Origin of the sequence: [Actinomadura] parvosata subsp. kistnae (assembly GCF_900323885.1) — a bacterium.
GTDB classification, from domain to species: Bacteria; Actinomycetota; Actinomycetes; order Streptosporangiales; family Streptosporangiaceae; genus Nonomuraea; species Nonomuraea composti.
In genome coordinates this window covers 3,864,724-3,888,918 of record NZ_OOHJ01000018.1, presented here as the reverse complement: position 1 = coordinate 3,888,918, position 24,195 = coordinate 3,864,724, and the positions used below count along the sequence as shown (strand labels likewise).

At 71.2% G+C, this 24,195-nt stretch carries 22 protein-coding genes; 7 read left to right on the top strand and 15 right to left on the bottom strand.

The annotated features are described in order from the left end of the window. Nucleotides 1–2 precede the first annotated feature (2 nt). From KIS93_RS38550 to KIS93_RS38540, 3 genes are read left to right on the top strand one after another with little or no spacing between them, the layout of a single operon-like run. Nucleotides 3–806, top strand: a complete 804-nt coding sequence (locus KIS93_RS38550) for a purine-nucleoside phosphorylase (RefSeq protein WP_080043022.1) — start codon at nt 3–5, stop codon at nt 804–806. Beyond that, nucleotides 803–2,431: a phospho-sugar mutase gene (locus tag KIS93_RS38545; RefSeq protein ID WP_080043023.1), complete on the top strand. Its 1,629-nt coding sequence runs from the start codon at nt 803–805 to the stop codon at nt 2,429–2,431. The genes KIS93_RS38550 and KIS93_RS38545 overlap by 4 nt, the downstream gene beginning before the upstream one ends. Beyond that, nucleotides 2,428–3,144 (top strand): hypothetical protein, encoded by a 717-nt coding sequence (locus tag KIS93_RS38540; RefSeq protein WP_080043024.1) that lies wholly within the window; start codon nt 2,428–2,430, stop codon nt 3,142–3,144. Before KIS93_RS38545 ends, KIS93_RS38540 begins: the two co-directional genes overlap by 4 nt. 43 nt (nt 3,145–3,187) lie before the next feature. Here the strand turns inward: KIS93_RS38540 and KIS93_RS38535 are convergent, their stop codons facing one another. The 7 genes from KIS93_RS38535 to KIS93_RS38505 form a co-directional block, all read right to left on the bottom strand. After that, complete coding sequence (locus KIS93_RS38535; protein WP_080047266.1) at nt 3,188–3,673, bottom strand: GyrI-like domain-containing protein; 486 nt, start codon at nt 3,671–3,673, stop codon at nt 3,188–3,190. 11 nt (nt 3,674–3,684) lie between these two features. Beyond that, complete coding sequence (locus KIS93_RS38530; protein WP_155128579.1) at nt 3,685–4,614, bottom strand: sigma-70 family RNA polymerase sigma factor; 930 nt, start codon at nt 4,612–4,614, stop codon at nt 3,685–3,687. Continuing rightward, entirely contained in the window at nt 4,608–5,423 is an 816-nt protein-coding gene (locus KIS93_RS38525; RefSeq protein WP_080043025.1) for a MerR family transcriptional regulator, read from the bottom strand. Before KIS93_RS38525 ends, KIS93_RS38530 begins: the two co-directional genes overlap by 7 nt. A 43-nt stretch (nt 5,424–5,466) precedes the next feature. Beyond that, nucleotides 5,467–6,075, bottom strand: a complete 609-nt coding sequence (locus KIS93_RS38520; protein ID WP_080043026.1) for a PH domain-containing protein — start codon at nt 6,073–6,075, stop codon at nt 5,467–5,469. Next, nucleotides 6,072–7,145 carry an adenosine deaminase gene (locus KIS93_RS38515; RefSeq protein ID WP_080043027.1) on the bottom strand — a complete coding sequence of 358 codons (1,074 nt, stop codon included), beginning with the start codon at nt 7,143–7,145 and terminating at the stop codon, nt 6,072–6,074. The genes KIS93_RS38520 and KIS93_RS38515 overlap by 4 nt, the downstream gene beginning before the upstream one ends. Nucleotides 7,146–7,311: 166 nt before the next feature. Further along, nucleotides 7,312–7,665, bottom strand: a complete 354-nt coding sequence (locus KIS93_RS38510) for a cupin domain-containing protein (protein ID WP_080043028.1) — start codon at nt 7,663–7,665, stop codon at nt 7,312–7,314. 5 nt (nt 7,666–7,670) lie between these two features. Further along, nucleotides 7,671–8,255, bottom strand: coding sequence for an AMIN-like domain-containing (lipo)protein (locus tag KIS93_RS38505; protein ID WP_080043029.1), 585 nt, complete (start codon nt 8,253–8,255; stop codon nt 7,671–7,673). 125 nt (nt 8,256–8,380) lie between these two features. Between KIS93_RS38505 and KIS93_RS38500 the strand changes: the two genes are divergently transcribed. Beyond that, nucleotides 8,381–10,021, top strand: coding sequence for a SigE family RNA polymerase sigma factor (locus KIS93_RS38500; RefSeq protein WP_155128581.1), 1,641 nt, complete (start codon nt 8,381–8,383; stop codon nt 10,019–10,021). Nucleotides 10,022–10,072: 51 nt separating this feature from the next. Here the strand turns inward: KIS93_RS38500 and KIS93_RS38495 are convergent, their stop codons facing one another. Continuing rightward, entirely contained in the window at nt 10,073–11,437 is a 1,365-nt protein-coding gene (locus KIS93_RS38495) for an MFS transporter (protein ID WP_230465601.1), read from the bottom strand. Between the two features lie 135 nt (nt 11,438–11,572). On the opposite strand from KIS93_RS38495, the gene KIS93_RS38490 reads away from it, so the two are divergent. Next, nucleotides 11,573–11,962: a MarR family winged helix-turn-helix transcriptional regulator gene (locus KIS93_RS38490; RefSeq protein ID WP_080043032.1), complete on the top strand. Its 390-nt coding sequence runs from the start codon at nt 11,573–11,575 to the stop codon at nt 11,960–11,962. A 7-nt stretch (nt 11,963–11,969) separates the two neighbouring features. On the opposite strand, the gene KIS93_RS38485 is transcribed toward KIS93_RS38490, so the two are convergent. The 6 genes from KIS93_RS38485 to KIS93_RS38460 form a co-directional block, all read right to left on the bottom strand. After that, nucleotides 11,970–13,247: a thymidine phosphorylase gene (locus KIS93_RS38485; protein ID WP_080043033.1), complete on the bottom strand. Its 1,278-nt coding sequence runs from the start codon at nt 13,245–13,247 to the stop codon at nt 11,970–11,972. Beyond that, on the bottom strand, nt 13,247–13,642 hold the full coding sequence (locus KIS93_RS38480; protein WP_080043034.1) for a cytidine deaminase: 396 nt from the start codon (nt 13,640–13,642) through the stop codon (nt 13,247–13,249). The genes KIS93_RS38485 and KIS93_RS38480 overlap by 1 nt, the downstream gene beginning before the upstream one ends. Beyond that, nucleotides 13,639–14,907 (bottom strand): ABC transporter permease, encoded by a 1,269-nt coding sequence (locus KIS93_RS38475; RefSeq protein WP_080043035.1) that lies wholly within the window; start codon nt 14,905–14,907, stop codon nt 13,639–13,641. The genes KIS93_RS38480 and KIS93_RS38475 overlap by 4 nt, the downstream gene beginning before the upstream one ends. Further along, complete coding sequence (locus KIS93_RS38470; RefSeq protein ID WP_080043036.1) at nt 14,904–16,046, bottom strand: ABC transporter permease; 1,143 nt, start codon at nt 16,044–16,046, stop codon at nt 14,904–14,906. The genes KIS93_RS38475 and KIS93_RS38470 overlap by 4 nt, the downstream gene beginning before the upstream one ends. Further along, nucleotides 16,046–17,590: an ABC transporter ATP-binding protein gene (locus KIS93_RS38465; protein WP_080043037.1), complete on the bottom strand. Its 1,545-nt coding sequence runs from the start codon at nt 17,588–17,590 to the stop codon at nt 16,046–16,048. Before KIS93_RS38465 ends, KIS93_RS38470 begins: the two co-directional genes overlap by 1 nt. Nucleotides 17,591–17,671: 81 nt before the next feature. Beyond that, complete coding sequence (locus KIS93_RS38460; RefSeq protein ID WP_080043038.1) at nt 17,672–18,742, bottom strand: BMP family lipoprotein; 1,071 nt, start codon at nt 18,740–18,742, stop codon at nt 17,672–17,674. Between the two features lie 289 nt (nt 18,743–19,031). Between KIS93_RS38460 and KIS93_RS38455 the strand changes: the two genes are divergently transcribed. Further along, nucleotides 19,032–20,912 carry a Xaa-Pro dipeptidyl-peptidase gene (locus KIS93_RS38455; RefSeq protein WP_080043039.1) on the top strand — a complete coding sequence of 627 codons (1,881 nt, stop codon included), beginning with the start codon at nt 19,032–19,034 and terminating at the stop codon, nt 20,910–20,912. 132 nt (nt 20,913–21,044) lie between these two features. Here KIS93_RS38455 and KIS93_RS38450 read toward each other — a convergent pair whose 3' ends face one another. After that, nucleotides 21,045–22,268 (bottom strand): M20 family metallopeptidase, encoded by a 1,224-nt coding sequence (locus KIS93_RS38450; protein WP_080043040.1) that lies wholly within the window; start codon nt 22,266–22,268, stop codon nt 21,045–21,047. A gap of 536 nt (nt 22,269–22,804) precedes the next feature. Here KIS93_RS38450 and KIS93_RS38445 point away from each other — a divergent pair. Then, nucleotides 22,805–24,157: a peptide ligase PGM1-related protein gene (locus KIS93_RS38445; RefSeq protein ID WP_080043041.1), complete on the top strand. Its 1,353-nt coding sequence runs from the start codon at nt 22,805–22,807 to the stop codon at nt 24,155–24,157. The last annotated feature ends 38 nt before the right edge of the window (nt 24,158–24,195 follow it).

Genomic DNA, 24,195 nt, shown 5'->3' with positions numbered 1-24,195 from the left:
AGGTGACCAAAGACGCGTACACCCTGGCCGGTGAGGCCGCCGCGGCGCTGCGCAGCGCCGCGGGCCTCGACACCTTCGACGTGGCCCTTGTCATGGGGTCGGGCTGGGTGCCCGCCGCCGACGCGATCGGTGAGACGGTGCGGGAGATCCCGTTCACCGATCTGCCCGGTTTCCGCGCGCCCGCCGTCGCGGGCCACGGCGGGAAGATCCGTGTCGTGCGCACCTCGTCCGGGCGGCACGCGCTGATCTTCCTCGGCCGCACCCACCTGTACGAGGGGCTGGGGGTGGACGCGGTCGTGCACGGCGTCCGCACGGCGGCCGCGGCGGGCGTGCGCACGCTGGTGCTCACCAACGCGGCCGGCGGCCTGCGCCCCGAGACGCAGAACGTCGGCGACCCCGTCCTGATCAGCGACCACATCAACCTGACCGGCGCCAACCCGATCACCGGCACCACGTTCATCGACCTCACCGAGGTCTACTCGCGGCGCCTGCGCGCGCTGGTGCGCGAGGTCGATCCGAGCCTGGCCGAGGGCGTCTACGTCGCCTTCCGCGGGCCCACCTACGAGACGCCGGCCGAGATCCGCATGCTGCGCACGCTGGGCGGCGACATGGTCGGCATGTCCACCGTCCTGGAGGCGATCGCGGCCCGCGAGGCGGGCCTGGAGGTGCTCGGCATCTCGCTGGTCACCAACCCGGGGGCGGGCCTGTCGGGCGAGCCGCTCAACCACGAGGAGGTCCTGGAGGTGGGCCGCGCCACGGCCGCCCGCATGGGCGTGCTGCTGGCCAAGGTGGTGGACCGCCTGTGACCGTCCTGGAAGCGGCGCGCGCCTGGCTGGCACAAGACCCCGACCCCGGCACGCGCGCCGAGCTGTCCGCCCTGATCGACGCCGGTGACCTGGCCGCTCTGGAGGAGCGGTTCGGGGCCAAGCTGGAGTTCGGTACGGCGGGCCTGCGCGGCGAGCTGGGCGCCGGCCCCAACCGGATGAACCGCGTCACCGTCATGCGGGCCGCCGCCGGCCTGGCCGCCGTGCTCGGGCCGGGCCGGCACGTGGTGATCGGCTACGACGCCCGGCACAAGTCCGACGTGTTCGCCCGCGACACCGCGGCCGTGCTGACGGGCGCGGGCCTGCACGCCTCGCTGCTGCCGCATCCGCTGCCCACGCCCGTGCTGGCCTTCGCCGTGCGCCACCTCGGCGCCGACGCCGGCGTGACCGTCACCGCCAGCCACAACCCGCCGCGCGACAACGGCTACAAGGTCTACTGGGGCGACGGCTCCCAGATCGTCCCGCCGGTCGACGCCGAGATCTCGGCCGCCATCGACGCCGTCGGCCGGGTGGACGAGCTGCCCCTGAACGGCCCCGGCACGCTGACCGAGCTGGGCGAGGGCATCGTCGACGACTACCTCGACGCCGTGACCGCCCTGCCGCTCGGCGACGCCCGCGACCTGCGCGTGGCCTACACGCCGCTGCACGGGGTCGGCGCGGCCACGCTCACCGACGCCTTCCTGCGCGCCGGCTTCGAGAGCCCGATGGCGGTCGAGGAGCAGCGCAACCCCGACCCCGACTTCCCCACCGTCGCCTTCCCCAACCCGGAGGAGCCGGGCGCGATGGACCTCGCCGTCGCGCTGGCCGCCAAGCTCGGCGCCGACCTGGTGCTCGCCAACGACCCCGACGCCGACCGGTGCGCGGTGGGCGTGCCGCTGGCCGGGGGCGGCGTGCGCATGCTGACCGGCGACGAGGTCGGCGGCCTGCTGGCCGAGCACGTGATCACGCACACGAGCGGCGACCGCATGGTGGCCACCACCATCGTCTCGTCCTCTCTCCTGAGCAAGATCGCCCGCGCGCACGGCGTCCGGTACGGCGAGACGCTGACCGGCTTCAAGTGGATCACCAAGGCCGGCCCTGGCCTGGTCTTCGGCTACGAGGAGGCCCTCGGCTACAGCCTCGGCACCGACGCGGGCCTGCCCGTCAACGACAAGGACGGCATCGGCGCCGCCCTCACCGTGGCGGCCATCGCCGCGGCGGCCAAGCGCGACGGCCGTACCCTCCTCGACCTGCTCGACGACCAGGCCCGCCGCTACGGCCTGCACGCCACCTCGCAGCTCTCGTTCCGCGTCGCCGACCTGTCGCTGATCACCGCCGCCATGACGCGCCTGCGCGCCGACCGCACCCCCGTCCTCGGGGGCCGCGCGGTGGAGCGGGTGGACGACCTGTCGCGCGGCGACGGCGGCCTGCCGCCCACCGACGGCCTGCGCTACCGCCTGTCGGGCGACGCCCGCGTGGTGGTCCGCCCGTCCGGCACCGAGCCCAAGCTGAAGTGCTACCTGGAGGTCGTCGTCCCGGTGACCGGCACCCCGGCCCAGGCCAGAGCCGTGGCGGACGAGCAACTGGCCGCCCTGCGATCCGACCTGACCGCCCGGCTGGGCCTGTGACGTTCGAGACGTTCCTGGCCCGCGCCCTGGACGACCCGGACGTGCTCGGGGTGGTGCTCAGCGGCTCCCAGGCCCGCGAGGGCGCCGCCACCGCCCACTCCGACCACGACGTCTACGTGATCGTCGCCGACGGCTCGGCGTTCCCGCCTCGGCGGGACGCCGTCCTGGACGTGGCCGTGATGACGCTCGGGGAGTTCCGGGAGCACGCCCTGCCCGGCTCCGGCACCGCATGGGACCGGTACTCCTTCGCCTACGCCAAGGTCCTGAAGGACACGGGCGGCATCGCCGACCTGGTCACCGCCAAGGGCACCCTCTCCCCGGAGGAGGCACGGTCGCTGGCCCCCGAGGCGCTGGGCGCCTTCCTCAACAGCGCCTACCGGTCACTGAAGAACGACCGCGCGGGCGACCTGCTGGCCGCCCGCCTCGACGCCGCCGACGCCGTCGGCTCCTACCTGACGTACGTGTTCGCCCTGCACGGGCGGGTGCGGCCGTACAACAAGTACCTGGCGTGGGAGCTGCGCCACCACCCGCTGAGCCTGCCGATGTGGTCGCACGAGGAACTGCTGCCCTTGCTGGAGGCCACGCTGTCGCCGGAGACGGCGAGCGCCGTGCGCAGGCTGCTGAACGACCTCGAACCGCGGGCACGGGCGGCCGGGCACGGTGAGGAGTTCGACGGGTGGGGGGATGACCTGGCGTTCATGCGCGGCAGGTGAACGCCTCTGGCGCTGAGCCGCCGCCCAGCGCCAGAGGCGGGCGTCAGGCCAGGCGGAACTGCAGGTCGGTGTCCCAGTTGTGCGGGTCGGGCTCCACTCTGGGGTCGGTCTGGAAGAGCTCCAGGCGGCAGCCCCAGTGCTCGGCCCCGTCCTTCTCCGTCATGTCCCACTCAAGGCCCTGCTCGGCGCCCCACTTCAGCAACGACTCGATGACGTGCCGGAGCTCGTCGGGGTGGCCGTGGTGGGTGACGGTGGCGTAGCGGCCGGCGGGGAGGGTGGCGGCGAACAGGTCGCCCTCCGCCTCCACCGGCTCGGGCACCGGCACCCCCGCCTGCACCACCAGGCGGTCGGCCGCCAGGTCGATGCTCTCGTAGCGCAGGAACGGCGCCCCCGCGATGGGCACGCCGCGTTCGGCGAGCCAGCCGATGATCTCCCCGATGCGGTCGGCGACCAGCCCGAAGGTGGTCATGGTGATGGTGCGGCGCACCCCGACGTACGGGCGCTCGGGCAGTTCGATGATCTGTGGCATGGTGTCCTCCTTCACCCCTCAGTACGGAGCGCGGCGCCGAAACTCATCGGCAGCCCGAAGAGCGGGAACAGCCCGGGATCGAGGAACGTGGTCTCGCCGATGATCAGGCCGCCCGAAACCTCCAGCACGACCAGCGCGAACGGCTCGCCGTCGCGGTCGTAGTGGCCGAAGGCGGGGCAGCCGTTGGCGCGGGTCGGGAGCAGGCGGGCACCCGCGCAGGGCGCCCCGGCGGCCAGCAGGACCGCGCGCACGGCCTCCCGGCCGCGCAGCCACCACGTGAACGGCGGCATGGACGAGGTCGCGTCCTCGTGCAGCAGCGAGACCAGCGTGTCCACGTCGTAGCTCTCGAACGCCGTCACGTACCGGGCCAGCAGGCCCTCGTCCACCTCCTCGTCGAGGGGCGCCACGGCGGGGAGCCTGGTCCTGGCGCGCTGGAGTGCGGAGTTGACCGAGGTGACGGTGGCGGCCAGCAGGTCGGCGGTCTCGGCGGCGCTCCACCTGAGCACGTCGCGCAGGATGAGCACGGCCCGCTGGCGGGGCGGCAGGTGCTGCAGGGCCGCCACGAACGCCAGCCGCACGCTCTCGCGCGTCACCGCCACATCGGCGGGGTCGAGGACGCGGGCGTCGGGGACGGGCTGCACCCAGCGGCTCTCCGGCAGCGGCTCGCCCAGGGCGGCCCCGGGGACGGCGGCCGGGCCGAGGTCCATGGCGCGGGCGCGGCGCTGCGGGCTCCTGAGCAGGTCGAGGCAGACGTTCGTGGCCAGGTGGAACAGCCAGGGGCGCAGCGGGCCGCGCCCGGGGTCGTACGTGCGCCACGCCCGCACGAACGCCTCCTGCACGGCGTCCTCGGCCTCGAAGCCGGAGCCGAGCATGCGGTAGCAGTAGCCGGTCAGCTCGGCACGGTGCCGCTCCAGGTCCTCCTCCAGCTCGCGGGTCAGCACGGGATCACCTCGATCTGCAGCTCCGTCACCCAGGCGTCGATGTCGCACGGCACGTGCAGGCTGATCTCCCTGGCCAGGGCGCGGGAGCGGTAGCCGTGCTCCTCGATCCAGTGGGCCAGCACCTGGAACGTCGACCACGCGGCGTCCATCGACCCCCGATGGATGATCGTGGCGGCCGTCTCGATGGCCGGCAGGTCCACGACGTCGAAGTCGTACGCGCCGGGCCGGACGTTCACGGGCAGGCAGGCGTGCGCCATGACGGAGCCGTCCTCCTCTTGCAGGTAGTGGGCGATGCCGGGCCCGGCGATGCGGACGCACGCGGCCTCCAGCCGCCGGCACAGCTCGTCGAACAGCGGCACGAGGACGGGCCCGATGTCCTCGGGCTCGTAGCTGGCGGCCCTGGCCGCGAGCTGGGCGACGCGCACCCGGGGCACCTTCTTCAGCACGACCTCCGCCGTGCGCATGTGCCCTTCGGTCTCGATGGTGCGCAGCCGCGCCTCGACGCTGCGCAGCCGGGCGAGGTCGGCGCTGATCCTGGCCTCCAGCTCGGCGCGGCGCAGGCGGACCATGCCGTGCAGCTCCTCGGTGCCGACCTGCTCGTCGAGGATCGTCCTGACCTGCTCCAGCGTGAAGCCCAGGTCCTTGATGGCGACGATCCGGTGCAGCCGGGCGAGCTGTTCGGCCTGGTAGGACCGGTAGCCGGAGACGGGGTCCACGTGCGCGGGCCGCAGCAGGCCGATGGCGTCGTAGTGGCGGAGCATGCGTACGGACACCAGCCCGAGCCTGGCGAACTCTCCTATGCTGAACATGGCGACTCAAGAGGTAGGGCCTGACACGGTGTCAGGGTCAATCTCAGGCGACGATCGCGGCGACCACCAGCGCCACCGCGACGACGAGCAGCCCGATCGCGTCGTACGACCAGCTCGTGCGCGCCGGCGCGGCCTCCTCGCCGCGGCGCCTGGCCGACTCGGCGCGCTCGCGGATCTGCTCGCCCACCCAGTCGGCGTGCGTCTTGCCGGCGAACGCCTCGGCCGCCGCCTGCTCGGCCCTGGGCAGCGTCGGCTCGGTCTTGAACCGGCCGCGCTGCTCGGTGGCGGCCCCGCGCCGCTGCGCCCTGGCCCGCTCGCGCGCGCTGCTCATCGGCGTCCACAGCCGCAGCACCCGGTCGTCGCCGTGCCGGACGGTGATGGCGTGCGACACCGTGACGTCCTCGATGGCGGCCCAGGGGAGGAACGTGGTGCGGAAGGGGTTGCGCCCGACCAGCCCCGCCTCCGTGAACACGGTGGCGGGGCGCAGCGCGACGGCGTACACGAGCGCCGTCAGCGCCCCGAGCACGGCCAGCGCGACGAGCGACGCCTTGCCGTTGTAGCGGACGATCAGGTCCCAGACGTTGAGCGCGACGAACGCCAGCCACACCCACGCCATCACGAACGCGAACCGGGACCGGTAGGTCTGCTTCACGGCTGCCACTTGATCTGCTGGAACCCCGGCTTGATCACGCCGTTGATCAGCGCCAGCCGCTCGTCGAACGGGATGAACGCCGACTTCATCGCGTTGACCGTGAACCACTGCAGGTCGTCCCAGTCGTAGCCGAACGCCTCGACCAGCTTGTGGAACTCCAGCGACACGCTGGTGGAGCTCATCAGCCGGTTGTCGGTGTTGACCGTGACGCGGAAGTGCAGCCGCCGCAGCAGCCCGATCGGGTGCTCGGCGATCGAGGCGGCGGCCCCGGTCTGCAGGTTGGACGTGGGGCACATCTCCAGCGGGATGCGCTTGTCGCGGACGTACGCGGCCAGCCGGCCCAGCTTGGCGCTGCCGTCACCGGCGACGGAGATGTCGTCGATGATGCGCACGCCGTGGCCGAGCCGGTCGGCGCCGCACCACTGGATGGCCTGCCAGATCGACGGCAGCCCGAACGCCTCGCCGGCGTGGATCGTGAAGTGCGCGTTCTCCCGCTGGAGGTACTCGAACGCGTCGAGGTGCCGGGTGGGCGGGTAGCCGGCCTCGGCCCCGGCGATGTCGAAGCCGACCACGCCGCCGTCGCGGTAGCGCACGGCCAGCTCGGCGATCTCCCTGGAGCGGGCCTGGTGCCGCATGGCCGTCAGCAGCGTGCCCACCTTGATGGCGCGGCCCCGCGAGCCCTGCTCGAACCCCTCCAGCACCGCCTCCACCACCTGGTCGAGGCTCAGCCCCCTGGTGGTGTGCTGCTCGGGCGCGAACCGCACCTCGGCGTAGACGACGCCGTCGTCGGCCAGGTCGATGGCGCACTCGGCGGCCACGCGGACGAGCGACTCGCGGGTCTGCATGACGGCGACCGTGTGGTCGAACGTCTCCAGGTAGCGTTCGAGCGACCCCGAGTCGGACGCCTCCTCGAACCACTGGCGCAGGTTGTCGGGGTCGGTGGTGGGCAGGCGGTCGTAGCCGCTCTCCCTGGCCAGCTCGACGATCGTCTCGGCGCGGAGCCCGCCGTCGAGATGATCGTGCAGCAAGACCTTGGGAGCCCGGCGGATCTGGTCAAGGGTGGGGCTCATCTGGCCATGATATGAGCACCGCCCGGCTCTCCCGCCGCATCCGGTGCGGGTCCTTTGGGGGAGAAGAGGGGACGGCGGAGCGGCCGCATCCGGTGCGGGTCCTTTCGGGGAGAAGAAGGGACGGCGGAGCGGCCGGTTTTGGCGCGGGTCCTTTCAGCGGCGGCGGTCAGTCGTCGCGGCCGGCCGTTTCCGGGCTGAACGCGGGCAGGCACACGGCGATGTACTCGGCGCCCTCGGGGCCGACGCTGTAGCGGATCTTCTCCCCCGGCGACGTCACCACCGACTGCCCCGCCTCGACCCGGGTGCTGCCCCCGGCGTGCTCGACGATCACCGCTCCGCGCAGGACCACGGTGTACTCGGTGAACGACGGCGTCTGCGCCGGCTCCTCCCAGCCCGGGGGCGCGGTCATGTGGGCGATGGAGATCGCCTCGTCGCCGCTGTTGACGCGGCCGATGTGCTCGTCGATGAGCTTGCCGCCGGGTACGGGGATGCGGGCCGGGCCCTCGATCTTTCTCACCACGGACGTCAGTGTGCCACGTCGAGGATGAGCCGGCTCGGCGAGCCCCGCTCGGTGAGCTGGAACCCGGCGCGCCTGCCCAGCACCAGCCCGATGCCGACGCGCCCCTCGAAGTCGCCGGTGCGGACGACACTGGCGAGGTTGCCGAGCTTGGCGGGGTATATGGGGCCGCCGCCCCAGGTGGCCTTGCCGTCGTCGTCGTGGGCGTTCGCGGGGAAGAGCGTGAGCTGCAGGTACGCGCCGCCGCGCACGTCGATGGGCCGCCCCGACCCGTCCTGGACGAGCTCGTCCACCCATTTCACGTTGTACCCGGGAACGTCGCCCTTCAGGTCCACGACCAGCCGGTCATAGGTGTCGTGGGCGGCGTACCGCACGCCTGTCACGACGGCCGGGTCCGTGCCGGGCCGGTCGACGTCCACCTCGGCGGTGCTCGTCGGCGCGCCCGGCGAGCCGGTGGCGGTGGACGTCTGCCGGGGCAGGGTGGCGCTCTGGTGGGCGGTGCCGCACGCGGTGAGCAGGGCGGCGAGGCAGGCGAGCGAGACGCCCACGCGGGCGTGCGACGGCCGGCCGCGGGGCGGGGATGACGTGCGCATGCCCGGTAGATGCCCAGCGTACGGGCCTGCAAGCGGTGTCGAGGCGGATCGGTGCGGGGTTCACGGGGGCTTCCGGAGAGCGGTGGGCGACGTCTACTCTGATCAACCCACAAGGAGTTATATACGTGAGCAAATCCAATGATTTATCGACTTTTCTGGTCGATTACGGGCCTTCGTTCGCCCGCACCGCGTACCTGCTGACCGGCGACCAGGACCGCGCCAGGACCCTGGCGACGGACGCGCTGGTGACGGTGTGCCGGCGCTGGCCCGCCATCCGCTCCACCGGGCCCGCCCTCCTCGTGCTGCGCGAGCTCTACCGGCGCTTCCTGGCCGCCGACGTGCCGCCGCCCGCGACGTACCCGCTGGCCGTGCTCCCGCCCAGGACGCGGGCCACCGTCGTCGCCCGCTACCACGACGCGCTGCACCCGCAGCAGGTGGCCATGCTCACCGGCACGTGGATCGGCGAGCTGGACAAGGAGCTCCAGCAGGCGCTGGCCCACCTGCGTTCCGCCCACCCCGGCCTCTTCCCCGCCGCCCCGCAGCCCCCCGCCGAAGGCGAGCAGGGCCCTGACTGGGCACACCCGTCCGAGACGGCACAGGCGGCGGCGCCGCACACCCCCGAGGACCAGGGGCCGCGCGGCGCGCTGGTCGCCCTCGCCGCCGAGCTGCCCGCCACACACACCGATCTCGCCGCACCGGTGCTGGCCCTCATCGGCAGGAAGCGCAGGATCCGCGTCGCCACGTGGACGACGGTCTCGGTGGGCACGGTGGGCGCGTTCGTGGCCCTGATCGTGCTCGGCGTCAACGCCATGGTGGCCAACGTCGAGCGCACGATCGCCCGGTCGTCCCCCACGTCCGCGCAGCAGGCGGAGGAGGACGTCCCCGACCCGCTCCCGGCCACGCTGGACGACCCCATCCAGTACGCGTACCTGGGCTACTGCCGCGGCCGGACCGACAACGACCCGAGCAACCCCCAGCCGTGCGCCCAGTGGCGGCTGCAGACCACGTCCGGCAACGAGTGGCGGCTCGGCGGCGCGCGGGCCGGCTACGAGGAGGACAGCCGCACCTCCATGCCCCTGGCCATCAGCCAGGACGGCCGCCGCATCGCCTACCGGCAGCTCGACGGCGCGTACGTGGTCCGCGACGTGCCCTCCGGCGCGGTCAAGACCATCGACGTCGAGGCCGGGAAGGGGAGCGCGCACCTCACCTCCTCCCCCAACGGCCGCTACTTCTCCGTGGACTTCGGCTCGGCCGACGGGGCCACGCTCGACTTCGACACGGGCGTCACCCACTACGAGTACGGCGACGAGGTGCGCATCCTCGCGGTGGCCGACGACGGGACGCGCGTGGTCGCCGAGAAGGAGAAGGCGAAAGACATCCCCGGGCACGCGTCGATCACCAAGCTCTTCATGAACGGCCTGACCACCCTCGAAGGCGACTACCGCGTCGACCCCGGGCTCCTCGACTTCGGCGGCGCCCTGTCCCCCGACGGCCGCACGCTGGCCCTGATCACGGCGGACTCCGAGCTCGTCACCATGGACGGCCGCACCGGGCGCGTCGGCGGGCCGCGTACGGACCTCGCGGACTACGACCTGATCGGCGTCGAGCGGTGGACCGGCCCCGAGGAGGTGCTGGTCCGCTCCTGGGACGACGACTACGTGATGCTGACCAAGGTGAACGTGAAGTCGGGCGCCGTCACGGAGGTCGCCGGCGACTGGGTCGAGTGGCTCGACTACGAGTCCCCGATCGGCGCCGTCCGCCCGTAAAAGGGAAGGACCCCGCCGATGCCGGTCGGCGGGGCCCCGTCGGAGGCGGGCTCAGACCGTCTCGTACACCTTCGCGCTCTCGGCCACGGCGGGCGCGGCCTTGCGTGCCCGCAGCCCCGTCGCCGAGATCGCCAGCCCGACCAGGGCGAGCACCAGCGAGACCACGATGGCCGCGCGCAGCGAGCCGATGGACAGCGTCTCGCCGCCGCCGCCCGAGGTGAGCACGGCGGTCACGACGGCCAGCACGATGGCGCCGCCGACCTGGCCCGAGGTGTTGAGCAGGCCGGAGGCCAGGCCCTGCTCGTCGTCGTCCACGCCGTTGGTGGCCTGGATGTTGAGCGAGGGGAACGACAGCGCGAACGCGATGCCCAGCAGGATCATGCCGGGGATCACCATGCCGCCCAGGCTGGGGGTGCGGTCGATGCCGAGGAAGATCGCGTAGCCGCCGGCCAGCGCGGCGGCGCCGATGACGATCAGCTTGCCGGTGCCGAACCGGTCGGCGAAGTCGCCCATCTTCGTCGAGGTGACGGCGACGAGCAGGCCGGCGGGCAGGAACGCCATGGCGGTGCCGAGGGCCGACCAGCCGAGCAGGTTCTGGAAGTACTGCATGGCGACGAACTGGAAGGCCACGTACGAGCCCATGAGGATGAGCAGCCCCAGGTTGGCCCGCACGATGTGCCCGGAGCGCAGGATGCCCAGCCGCACCAGCGGGTGGCGCATCCGCAGCTCGGCGAAGACGAACAGGCCGAGCAGCAGGGCGACGCCCACCAGCGAGCCGATCGTCTGCAGCGAGGCCCAGCCGACCTCGGGCGCCTGCACGACCGTGAAGACCAGCAGCAGCATCGACGCGGTGATGGTCACGGCGCCGACCAGGTCGTGGCCGCCCTCGGCGCGCTCCTCGCGGCCCTTCGGCAGCACCTTCAGCGCGGCCACGAGCGCGATCACCGCGACGGGCACCGGCATGAGCAGCGTCCACCGCCAGCCGATCTCGGTCAGCAAGCCGGACAGCACGAGGCCGAGCGAGTAGCCGCTGGCGCCGCAGGCGGTGAAGATGCTCAACGCCCTGTTGCGCTCCGGGCCCTCGGGAAAGGTCGTCGTGATGATCGACAAAGCGGCGGGCGCGGTGAACGCGGCGGCCACGCCCTTGATGAACCTGGCGGCGATCAGCAGCCCGCCGTCGTCCACCACGCCACCGAGCAACGACGCCACGGCGAAGACGCCGAGCGCGGCCAGGAACACCCTGCGCCGCCCCAGCAGGTCGGCGGTCCTGCCCCCGAGCAACAGAAGACCGCCATAGCCGAGCACGTAGCCGCTGACCACCCATTGCAAGGACGACGTCGTCAGGCCCAGGTCGTGCTGGATGGCGGGCAGGGCGACCCCGACCATCGAGACGTCAAGGGCGTCAAGAAAGATCACAGCGCAGAGCACGGCGAGCGCGCCCCAACGGGTTGAGGAAGAGGACATGGGTCAGAAGATTACATGCACACACATCTAATGCAAGTGCATTTAATGTCGTTGCATAAATTTTCTCGAAGTGGTAACCTCCGCGACATGGACGAGCGGTTCGTGGTCGACACCTGGCACTACGTCCTGGCGAAACACGCCCAGGCCATGTGCCAGCTGGAGCGCGAGCTGGGCGACCGGCACGGGCTGGGGCCCAGCGAGTTCGAGGTGCTGGATCGCATCGTGCACCACGACAGGAAGCTCCGCATCCAGGAGCTGTGCGACGAGGTCCACCTGAGCCAGAGCGCGCTGTCGCGCGTGGTGGCGCGGCTGGAGAAGGCGGCGCTCGTGACGCGCGGCGTCTGCGACTCCGACCGGCGCGGGGTGTTCGTGTGCATCACGGACGAGGGGCGCGCCCGCCACGCCGAAGCCCTGCCGACGCAGCGGGCGGTGCTCACCGAGGTCTTCGCCGACGCCCCGGTCCCCGCGGTCCCCTGATCTCCGGTTACGCGGTGATGCGGTCGATGATCAGCGGAAGCTGCTCCTCGGTCGCGTCCCCGACCGCGTAGCCGCCCTCCAGCGCCTCCAGCGCCCGCTCGAAGCGGGACGTCTCGTCGGCGTGCAACGTCATCAGCGCCTGCCCGGCCCGCACCAGGTCCCCCGGCTTGGCGTGCAGCTCGATCCCGGCCCCGAACGAGACCGGGTCCTCCTTGCGGGCCCGCCCGGCGCCGAGCCGCCACGCGGCCAGCCCCACGGCGTACGCGTCCAGCCGGGTCAGCACCCCGGACGCGGGCACCTCCACCGTCATCGTCTCCGCGGCCCGCGGAAGCAGCGCGTCGGGGTCGCCGCCCTGGGCGGAGATCATCCGCCGCCACGCGTCCATCGCGGACCCGTCCTCCAGCGCCTTCTCCGGGTCCTTGCCCGCGGCGATCCCGGCCGCCTCCAGCATCTCCCGCGCCAGCCGCACGGTCAGCTCCACCACGTCGGCGGGCCCGCCGCCGGCCAGCACCTCGACCGACTCGGCGACCTCCAGCGCGTTGCCCACGGCCCGCCCCAGCGGCCGGTCCATGGCGGTCAGCAGCGCGACGGTCCGCACCCCGGCGTCGGTGCCGAGCGCGACCATGGTCTCGGCCAGCTCGCGCGCCTCCGTGACGGTCTTCATGAACGCCCCGGAGCCCACCTTCACGTCCAGGACCAGCGACCCGGTCCCCTCGGCGATCTTCTTCGACATGATCGACGAGGCGATCAGCGGGATCGACTCGACCGTGCCGGTGACGTCGCGCAACGCGTACAGCTTCTTGTCGGCGGGCGCGAGGCCCGAGCCGGCCGCGCACACCACGGCCCCGGCCGAGCGCAGCACGTCCAGCATCTCGGCGTTCGACAGGGAGGCCCGCCAGCCGGGCACGGACTCCAGCTTGTCGAGGGTGCCGCCGGTGTGCCCGAGACCGCGCCCCGACAGCTGCGGCACGTACGCGCCGCACGCCGCCACCAGGGGCGCGAGCGGCAGCGTGATCTTGTCGCCGACGCCGCCCGTCGAGTGCTTGTCGGCCGTCGGCCGGTCGAGGGCCGACCAGTCCATGCGCTCGCCCGAGCGGATCATGGCCTGCGTCCAGTCGGCGATCTCGCGCCGGTTCATGCCGTTCAGCAGGATCGCCATGGCCAGCGCCGACATCTGCTCGTCGGCCACCTCGCCCCGCGTGTACGCGTCGATCACCCAGTCGATCTGGGCCGTGGTCAGCTCGCCCCGGTCCCGCTTGGCGCGGATGACCTCGATGGCGTCCATCACGCGCTCCTGCTCAGGTCCTGGGGCCCGAACGCGTACGGCAGGATCTCGGCCATGCGCTTCGGCCCGTCCTCGGTCTCGACCAGCAGGTCCTCGCCGCCGAACTCGTACAGGAGCTGCCGGCAGCGCCCGCACGGCATCAGCAGCTCGCCGTGACCGTCCACGCAGGTGAAGGCCACCAGGCGGCCGCCGCCGGAGCGCTGCAGCGCCGAGACCAGCCCGCACTCGGCGCACAGGCCGACGCCGTAGGAGGCGTTCTCGACGTTGCAGCCGGTGACGACGCGCCCGTCATCCACCAGCGCGGCCGCGCCGACGGGGAATTTCGAGTACGGCGCGTACGCGTGCCGCATGGCCTCGGCCGCCTCGTCCCGCAGGCCGTTCCAGTCGATGTTCAATGTTGTTCCCCCCGGCGGTAGACGACGCCGTCGGCCTTGGGCATCCGCAGGCGCTGGGAGGCGACCAGGAGCACGAGCAGCGTGAGCACGTGTGGTGTGATGAAGACGAACTCGTTCGGCAGCTGGTCGACGACCAGCCAGAGCCAGAACAGCACGATCGCGCCGGCGACGGCCGCGGCCATCAGCACGTACTGCTTGACACCCCGCCCCGCCGGGTCGGCCGTCATGAGACGGCGGGCCTGGAGGATCAGGTAGGCCAGCAGCAGCACGGCCCCGAACAGGAAGAACGAGGTGACCGCGGTGGAGCTGCGCAGTTGCAGCCCGTCGGCGTAGCCGAACAGCGAGGCGCCGATCGCGAGCCCGCCAGGACGCCAGTTGCCGAAGATCATGGCGGCCAGGCCGATGAAGCCGCGCCCGGCCGTCTGGCCCTCGACGTACTTGGTGGAGACGAAGACCAGGAACACGCCGCCGAGCCCGGCGAACGCGCCGGAGATGACGACCGCGACGTACTTGATCAGGTAGACGTTCACGCCCAGCGACTCGGCCGCCCACGGGTTCTCGCCCGCCGAGCGCAGCCGCAGGCCGAAGGCGGTGTGCCAGAGCACGAAGAACGTCAGCGGCAGCAGCAGCACGGCCAGGACCACCAGCACGTTGACGTTGTGCGTGAGCCCGCGCAGGATGCCGGCCAGGTCGGCGAGCAGGAACCAGTGCGTGCTCTCCAGCTTGCCGAGCAGGTCGGGGCCGTCGGAGAGCACCGGCAGGCTGACCTGCCACGTGGAGCCGGAGATGGCGGGCGAGGTGGTGATGCCGGCGCCCGCCTCGGCGGCCTGGGTGCCCTCCTTGAACAGGACCTCTGACAGGAACCGGGTGATCCCCGGCCCGAGCAGGTTGATGGCGACGCCGCTGATGATGTGGTCGACGCCGAAGGTGACGGTCGCGATCGCGTGCAGCAGCCCGCCGAGCGCGCCGCCGAGCAGCCCGGCGACCAGCGCGACGACGGGGCCCCACTGGTAGCCGGCCCAGCCGGCGAACCAGGTGCCGAGCACCATCATGCCTTCGAGGCCGATGTTGACCACGCCCGCCCGCTCGGCCCACAGGCCGCCGAGCCCGGCCAGCCCGATCGGCACCGCGAGCAGCAGCGCGGCGGCGAACGTGCCGGAGGAGGTGATGTCGTTCTGGCCGGACAGGACCCGCACCAGCGACATCAGCAGGATGAGCGCGGCGACGCCGATCAGCGCCACGTGGTACTTGCCGACCCGGGTCATGCTGTCACCTCAACCGGTGTGTTCCTGCCGAGCTGCTGGGCGGCGCGCCGCTCTTCGAGCCTGAGCGCGAACCGGTTGGTCACCTCGTTGGCCACGACCACCAGCAGGACGATCGCGCCCTGGATGATCGTGATGACGGACGGGGGGATGTCGGCGAACTGCAGCGCGCCCTGCGCCCGGTCGAGGAACGCGAACAGCAGCGCGGCGATCGCGATGCCGACGGGCTTGTTGCGGCCGAGCAGCGCCACCGCGATGCCGAGGAAGCCCAGGCCGGCGGTGAAGTTGGAGTTGTAGGCGCCCCGGTCGCCGAGGATCTCGGGCAGGCCGATGAGCCCGGCGATCGCCCCGGACAGCACCATCGCCGAGATCACCATGGTCTTCGGGTTGACGCCCGAGGCGAGGGCGGCCGGGCCGTTGAGGCCGCTGGCCTTGACGTTGAAGCCGAACCGGGTGCGCTCCAGCACCACCCAGATCACCACGCCGAGCAGGATGGCCACGACCAGGAAGCCCCACAGGCCGCCGCCGCGGGTGGGCGGCAGCATCCCGAACCCCTCGAACAGGAAGTTCAGGTCGGGGAACATGGCCGAGTCGGGCAGCTGCGGCGTGGTCACCGTCAGCTCGCCCTTCGCCCGCTGCCCGGCGAAGGGGCCGCGCACGAGGAAGGCGGCCAGGTTGATCGCGATGTAGTTCAGCATGATCGTGGCGATGACCTCGTTCACGCCCCTGGTCACCTTCATGACGGCGGGGATGAGCGCGTACAGGCCGCCGACCAGCGCCGCGACCACGATGATCACGGGGATCTGGATCCAGGCCGGCGCGGTGAACGTGGAGCCGACGTAGGCCGCGCAGATGGCGGCGATGCGGTACTGGCCCTCGACGCCGATGTTGAAGAGGTTCATGCGGAAGCCGACGGCCACCGCCAGGCCGGCGATGAACAGCGGCACCGCGCGGTTGAGGAAGGTGGCGATCGAGTTCGCCTGCGCGCGCGGGGTCTCGCCGAAGTCGAACAGAGCGGTCAGCGCCGTGAGCGGATCGCCGCCCGCGACGTTGATCGCCACACTGCAGATCGCGATCGCCAGGACGATGGCGACGACGGCGCCGGCGACGGTGAGCAGCGCCCGGTTGAGCCCGGCGGGCATCACGTCTCCTCAGTGCCGGCGATGGCGCCGGTCATGTAACCGCCCAGCCGTTCGGGCGTGATGTCGGAAGGGTCGAGCGCGGCCACGAGCCGCCCCCGGTAGATGACCTGGATGGTGTCGGACAGCCCGATCAGCTCGTCGAGGTCGGCCGAGATGAGCAGCACCGCGAGCCCGGCGGCGCGGGCGTTGCGCAGGTGGTCCCAGATGGCGGCCTGGGCGCCGACGTCCACGCCGCGGGTGGGGTGGGCGGCGATGAGGAAGGCGGGCTCGCCGCTCATCTCGCGGCCCACGATGAGCTTCTGCTGGTTGCCGCCGGACAGGGCCAGGGCCAGGGTGTCGACGCTCGGCGTCCGCACGTCGTAGTCGCGCACGATGCGCTCGGTGTCGGCCTTGGAGGCCCGCCGGTCGATCCAGATGCCGCTGCGCGCGGGTTTCCTGGTCTGGTGGCCGAGCACGCGGTTCTCCCACAGGGACGCCTCCAGGAGCAGGCCCTGGCGGTGGCGGTCCTCGGGGATGTAGCCGATGCCGGATTCGCGGCGTTTCAGGGTGGACCAGGTGGTGATGTCCTGGCCGGTCAGCTCGATGCGGCCCTGCGCGGGCCTGATGCCCATGATGGCCTCGATCAGCTCGGACTGGCCGTTGCCCTCGACGCCGGCGATGCCGAGGATCTCGCCCTGGTGGATCTCGAACGACACGTCGTCGAGGAGCAGGCGCTCGCCCTCGCCGGGCATGGTCAGCTCGGAGACCTTCAGCGTGACGGTGTCGGTCACGGTGGACTCGCGCGTCTCGGGCGTGGGCAGCTCGCTGCCCACCATCAGCTCGGCGAGCTGCCGGGCGGTGACCTCCGACGGGTCCACGCTGGCGACGGTGGTGCCGCGCCGGATCACGGTGATCGCGTCGGCGATGTCGAGCACCTCGTCCAGCTTGTGCGAGATGAAGATGACGGTCAGGCCCTCGGCCTTCAGCTCGCGCAGGTTCTGGAAGAGCTCCTCGACCTCCTGCGGCACCAGCACGGCCGTGGGCTCGTCGAGGATGAGGATGCGGGCGCCCCGGTAGAGGACCTTGAGGATCTCCACGCGCTGGCGGTCGCCGACGCCGAGGTCCTCCACGAGCTTGTCGGGATCGACCCGCAGGCCGTGGGTCTCGGCCAGCTCGACGATGCGCCTGCGGGCCTTGCCCGTGTCGAGCACGCCGGCCCGTTTCGGCTCGGCCCCGAGGACGATGTTCTCCAGGACCGTGAAGTTGTCGGCGAGCATGAAGTGCTGGTGCACCATGCCGATCCCGACCGCGATGGCGTCGCTCGGCGTGCGGAAGCTGACCTCCGCGCCGTTGACCCTGATCGTGCCCTCGTCCGGCTTCTGCATGCCGTAGAGGATCTTCATCAGGGTGGATTTGCCCGCGCCGTTCTCCCCGACGATGGCGTGCACCGTGCCGGGCTGGACGGTGATGCGGATGTCGTGGTTCGCGACGACACCGGGGAAACGCTTGGTGATGCCCTCCAGCTCTACGGCGGGTTTCACCGTGGCCAGGGTGTCAGCACTCATTTCGCCTCTCCTACGGGGGGCGGCATAGACAGAAGGCCCGAAGTTCGGACTCCGGGCCCTCAGCTGTCTCTCCTACCCCATTTACGGCTTGGCAGGAACCGTGATTTTGCCGTCGACGATGTCTTGCTTGGCAGCGTCGAGCTTGTCCTTGATGTCGTCGATCTCGCCACCGGTCGTGGACAGGCCCACGCCGTCGACCTTCAGGTCGTACGTGGTGTTCGAGCCGCCCTTGGCGCCGCCCTGGAAGGCCTTGATGAACTCGAACACGCCGACGTCGACGCGCTTGAGCATCGAGGTCATGATCACCGACTGCAGGTCGGTCTCCTTGACCGTCTGGCGCTGGTCGGAGTCGACGCCGATGGCCTTCTTCTTGGCCGCGGCGGCCGCCTGGAACACGCCGAGACCGGAGTCACCGGAGGCGTGGTAGATGATGTCCGCGCCGTCCTGGTACATCTTCTCGGCCGCGACCTTGCCCTTGTCGGGGGCCTTGAAGCCGGAGAAGTCGCCGTCGGGGGTGAGGTACTTGATGTCGATCTTGGCGTCCGCCTTGACCGACTTCACGCCCGCCACGAAGCCGGCCTCGAACTTCTTGATCAGGTCGCTCTCGACGCCGCCGACGAAGCCGACGTGGCCGGTCTTCGACTTGGTGGCCGCGGCGACGCCCGCCAGGTAGGAGCCCTGCTCCTCGGCGAACAGCAGGCCGGTCACGTTCGGCGCGTTGGAGGCCGAGTCCACGATCGCGAACTGGATGTCCGGGTACTCCTCGGCGGCCTTCTTGACGTCCTCGGCGTAAGCGAAGCCGACGCCGATGATCGGGTTGTAGCCGGCGTCCGCGAGCTGGCGGAGCAGGTCACCGCGGTTGGAGCCGTCCGCGGACGGGCTCAGCTCCTTGATCTCGGCGCCGAGCTCCGTCTTGGCTTTCTCCAGGCCGGCGTAGGCCGAGTCGTTGAAGGACTTGTCACCGCGACCGCCGACGTCGAACGCGAGCCCCACCTTGAGGTCGCTGCTCTTCGGCGCCTCGCTGCTGGCCGCGCCGGTCGGCTCCTGGCTGGCCGTGGTCCCCCCACCGCCGCCACCACAGGCGGCCGCCGCCATGAGCATGACGCCGGCGACCGAGCCGAGCGCCACCTTGTTGAATCGCTTGCCGAGCAAGGCGACTCCCTTCCATTTCCCCGCCGCCGATTTGGTCGCAGGCGCGACAGAACGTACGGCACCTGCACGGAAGATAGTTGCTTGACCAGGGACAACCAAACTGGGACACAGGGTCGCAACCGCTCCGTTACCGACATCACTCGCGTCCGTGACCTGAATCGCGATTCAGGCACATCGGACGCCTTTGGAAAGATTTGCCCAACTTTGGTGGTCGATCACCCCTTGCCCTAGGGGCCGCTCGTGACGGAGATTCCGACCGACGGTGGAAATCTTCGTATCGGAGCCCCGCATGCACCCGAGGAGAGCCCTCTCCCTACCGCTGGCCGCCTTACTCGTGGCCACCCTGACCGGCACCGTACCCGCCGCGGCCGACACCCCGGCCGTCACAATCGAGAACGGCGCCACCCAGCCCGTCTTCTCCAGGGCGGACGCCATCCTGCAGACCGTGTTCATCGAGGTCGAAGGGACCGACAGCGACCACGACGGCGCCGACGACCGCGTCGCCGTGGACATCCTGCGCCCCAAGGAGACCGACCAGGGCCTCAAGGTCCCCGTGATCATGGAGGCCAGCCCCTACTACGCCCCCGGCAACGACGTCCCCAACCACCCCGTGGACGTGGACGAGAACGGCGTCCCCCTGCCCGCTCTGACCGCCCTGTCGGCCAAGCTCGACGCCGGCCCCTTCGACGGCTACTACGACAACTACTTCCTGCCCCGCGGCTACGCCATCGCCCTCGTCGAGAACGTCGGCAGCGCCCGCGCCACCGGCTGCCCCACCTCCGGCGGCCGCAACGAGACCGCCGGCCCGAAAGCCGCCATCGACTGGCTCAACGGCCGCGCCAAGGGCTTCGACACCGCCGGCAACCCCGTCGAGGCCACCTGGTCCACCGGCAAGGTCGGCATGATCGGCGTCTCCTACAACGGCACCCTGCCCAACGCCGTCGCCGCCACCGGCGTCGAGGGCCTGGAGACGATCGTCCCGATCGCCTCGATCTCCAGCTGGTACGACTACTACCGCGCCAACGGCGGCGTCGTCGCACCCGGCGGCTTCCAGGGCGAAGACCTCGACGTGCTCGCCAAATACGTCCTGACCAGGCAGAACGGCCAGGAGGCGTGCGGCGCGCTGATCGACGGGATCACCGCCGCCCAGGACCGGATCACCGGCGACTACAGCCGCTTCTGGGACGAGCGCAACTACCTCAACGACGTGCGCAAGGTGAAGGCCAGCGTCTTCCTCGTGCACGGACTCAACGACTGGAACGTCAAGACCAAGCAGTTCGCCCAATGGTGGTACGCGCTGTCCAAGCGGCACGTCCCGCGCAAGATCTGGCTGCACCAGGGCACCCACATGAGCCCGTTCAACCTGCGCACCGCCGAATGGCTGCGCCAGCTGCACGGCTGGTTCGACCAGTGGCTGTACGGGATCGACTCCGGCATCATGCGCGAACCGCAGGCGGACGTCGAGATCGGGCCCGGCCAGTGGGCCCAGCACGCCTCGTGGCCACTTCCGGGCGCCACCACCGTCCCCCTCTACCCGGGCGCCGGCTCCTCGCTCGGCCTCGTGCCGCGGCCCCGGTCCGCGCCCGAGACGTTCGTGGACCAGAAAGCCCGCACGGCCGAGCAGCTCGTCGAGGCGACGGGAGCCGACCCGAACCGGCTCGCGTACACGACCGGGCCGCTGCCCGCCGACGTGCGCATCTCCGGGACGCCGACGGTGTCCGTGCGGGCCTCGTTCAAGGACGGGTCCTCGCCGTACCTGACGGCGCTGCTGGTGGACTACGGCACGGACGTGCGCGCCAACGGGACGCTCGTCTCCACCGGGCAGAGCTACTGCTACGGGCAGGGGGTGCCCGGTGACACCGGTTGCACCACGCTTCGGACGCTCGGCACCGCCACCACCCCGTACAAGATCGTCACGCGGGGGTGGCTCGACGTGCGCAACCGCCACCGCATCGACCGGTCCGAGCCGGTGCGGGCGGGCAAGGACTACAGCTTCACCTGGGACTTCCAGCCCACCGACTACCTGTTCAAGAAGGGGCACCGGCTGGGGCTGGTGATCATCTCGACCGACTACGACTACACGCTGCGGTACCCGCCGGGCACGAAGATCACCGTCTCACCGGGCAAGTCGTCGCTGCGACTCCCGGTGGTACTCGGCCGACTCCCGTAACGCACGGTCCTCGCCGCAGGCTCACGGCGCTCGCCTTAATCGGCGGCCCTCGCCGTGGCCCTTCTCACATCACACTCTCATCACAGCCTGAGGCCCCCGCCGGAGTGCGGCGGGGGCCGGGAGGAGAGCGGATCAGGCCAGCGCGGAGGTGATCGAGTCGAGCGGGCCGACCTCCCACAGCGCCGTCAGCGCCGTGGCGGCCATCACCCGCACGCCCATCGCGATCGCCTTCTCATCGACGTCGAATGTGCCCTGGTGGATGTCGTACGTGAGCCCGTCGGGCGAGCGCGTGCCCAACCGGGCGAAGGCACCCGGGATCGACTCCAGGTACCAGGCGAAGTCCTCCCCGCCGAGCGACTGCTGGGTGGGGACGACGGCCCCGGCGCCGAGGGCCCGCTCGGCCGCCTCGGCCAGCATCTCGACGCTGACCTCGTCGTTGACCACCGGCGGCACCCCGCGCGTGTAGTCCATCGTGGCCTCGATGCCGTAGGCGCTGGCCACCGACTCCAGGAGCGACTTGATCAGGTCGGGGGCGGCGTGCCAGGCGTTCTCGTCGAGGCAGCGCACGGTGCCGGCGGCGATGCCGTCGTCGGGGATGGCGTTGGCGGCGGAGCCGGCCTCGACGCGGCCCCAGACGAGGCTGAGCGACGAGCGCGGGTCGACCCGGCGCGACAGGGCGGCGGGCAGCTCGGTGAGGATCTTGGCCAGCGCGAAGACGAGGTCGGCGGTCAGGTGGGGGCGGGCGGTGTGGCCGCCGGGCCCCGAGACGCGGATGACGATCTTGTCGCAGGCGGAGGTGATCGGGCCGGTGCGCAGGCCGAGCTGGCCGACGTCCACGCGCGGGTCGCAGTGGAGGCCGAAGATGCGGTCGACGCCGCTGATGCCGCCCTGGGCCATGACCTCCAGCGCGCCACCGGGAAGCTCCTCGGCGGGCTGGAAGATCAGGCGCACCCGGCCGGGCAGGAGCCCCGCGGCGGCCTGCTGGGCGAGGAAGATCGAGGTGCCGAGCAGGATCGTGGTGTGCACGTCGTGCCCGCAGGCGTGGCAGGCACCGGCCACGGTCGAGCGGTACGGCACGTCCTTCTCGTCCTGCAGCGGCAGCGCGTCGATGTCGGCCCGCAACGCCACGGTCGGCCCGTCGCCGCTGCCCACGTCGCAGATGATGCCCGTGCCCCTGGGGAGCACCGACGGCGTCAGCCCGGCGGCGGTGAGCCGCTCGGCGATGCGCTGCGTCGTGCGGTATTCGGCGAAGGCCAGCTCGGGGTGCATGTGCAGGTCGCGGCGGAATTCCACCAGCTCCTGCTCGGTCTCCGCCAGGAACGCGTCGAGTTCCCCCCGAAGCTCACGTCCCCGCATATGTCACCGTCCCGTCCCGTGCCGCGCGCCTGCACCTGCTGGCCATCGCGGCTCCTGCGCTCTAAGAAAAACTCTCCATCCCGCGGTGGCCACCAGGTTGAGCGGCCGCTCGGCGAATCAAAAGCCACACCCACTGGTTTCGGTGCGCGAGATCGTCAGCACGGGCTTCGCAGTCATCTGTCGCGAGTGCCGCTGCAGCCCGGGAGCACAGCGGTCGGCCGTGAGCCCGATGGCGATGCTTCGACTTTATCGCTCCCGTGCCGCTTCGCGGCGGCAGATATCCCAAAAGTTGCCTGACGGCAGGCCCGTAACCGCAGGTGGGTCACGTTCCGTACGCATACGGCTGATCCGGAAATAGTCACAAGGGATCAGTAGATCGTGACCCGATGCTGTCAGTTCAAACGTGGTCAGCGATTCCGAATCCTGTCACCTTCTGTCATGGTCATCACACTCCAACGCTGGCTGCATTTGAGAAGAATGCGTGTTTCACTCGCTATATGATCACTAATATCCCGTTCGGGGAGAAGAGTGCTGGGTTGAGCATCTTCGAGCCGAGTGAGGGGACCCTGGTGGTCGTACCCTCGCTCTCCCTCCCGCAGGATGAGCTCCGCCGCATCACGGCGGCCAGGTCGTACGAGGAGCGCCTGCTGTTCCTCCTGCTCACGCTCCGGGAGCCCGGGGTCAAGGTGGTCTATCTCTCCTCCGCGCCCGTCGATCCCGACATCGTCGACTACTACTTCGCCTTCCTGCCCGACCCGGATGACGCCGCCAAGCGTCTGACGCTGATCAGCCTCGACGACCCCTGGTCGCAGCCGTTGACCAGGACCCTGCTCGACCGGCCCGACGCCGTCGAGCGCGTGCGCGCGGCGATCGACGGGGACGCTTGGCTGGTCCCGTTCGTGCTCAGCGAGCTCGAGGAGGAGCTCGCCTCGCTACTCAACGTTCCCCTCTACGGGCCCGCGACGTCCCTTTCCTATTACGGCTCCAAGAGCGGGGCGCGGGAAGTGGGACATGAGGCGGGCGTCCCGATGGCACGCGGCTTCGGCGACGTACGTTCGGAACTCCAGATCGAAGAGGCCCTGGAGGCACTGCCCGGCGAGCGGGTCATCGTCAAGCTGAACGACGCCTACTCCGGGCTCGGCAACGCCATCGTCACGAAGGCCGACAGATCGCTGACCAACTTCTCCGCCGCCGGCGAGACCTGGGAGAACTACCTGCGCAAGATCCGGGACCGGGGGGCCGTGGTTGAGGAGTTCATCGAACATAGGCCGCTCTACTACCCCAGCGCGCTGGCTCAAATCACGCCTGGCGGGCAGGCCCGGGTGCTCGCCACCCACGACCAGGTGCTCGGCGGCCCCAACGGGCACGTCTACCAGGGCTGCACGTTCCCCGCCGCCCCCGAGTACCGCGCCGAGGTCGGCCAGTCCGCCGCGCGCATCGCCGACATCCTCGCCGAGCGCGGCGTGATCGGGCTGTTCGGCATGGACTTCTTCGCCCTCAAGGCCGACGCCGGATACGCGGCGCTGCTGTGCGAGATCAACCTGCGGATCGGCGGCACCACCCACCCGTTCGGCGCCGCCCTCCTGACGACCGGCGCCACGTACGACCCGGCCACCGGCCACCTCATGTCCGGCGACCAGCCGAAGTTCTACACGGCTACCGACAACTGCGCCTCCGGCTGCCTGCGCGGGCGCACGCCCGGTGAGGTGATGCGGACCGCCGACCGGCTCGGCATCGGCTTCGACGCCGAACGCAGCACCGGCAACGTCTTCCACCTGCTCGGCGCCATCCCGGAGCACGGGAAGCTGGGCTTCACCTCGATCGGCAACTCCCGCGAGGAGGCCGACGAACTCCACGCCCTCACCCGCCGCCTCCTGTGCGGCCCCTGAGCACGCGCCCTTGAACGCGTAACCCTTGAGCCCGCGGC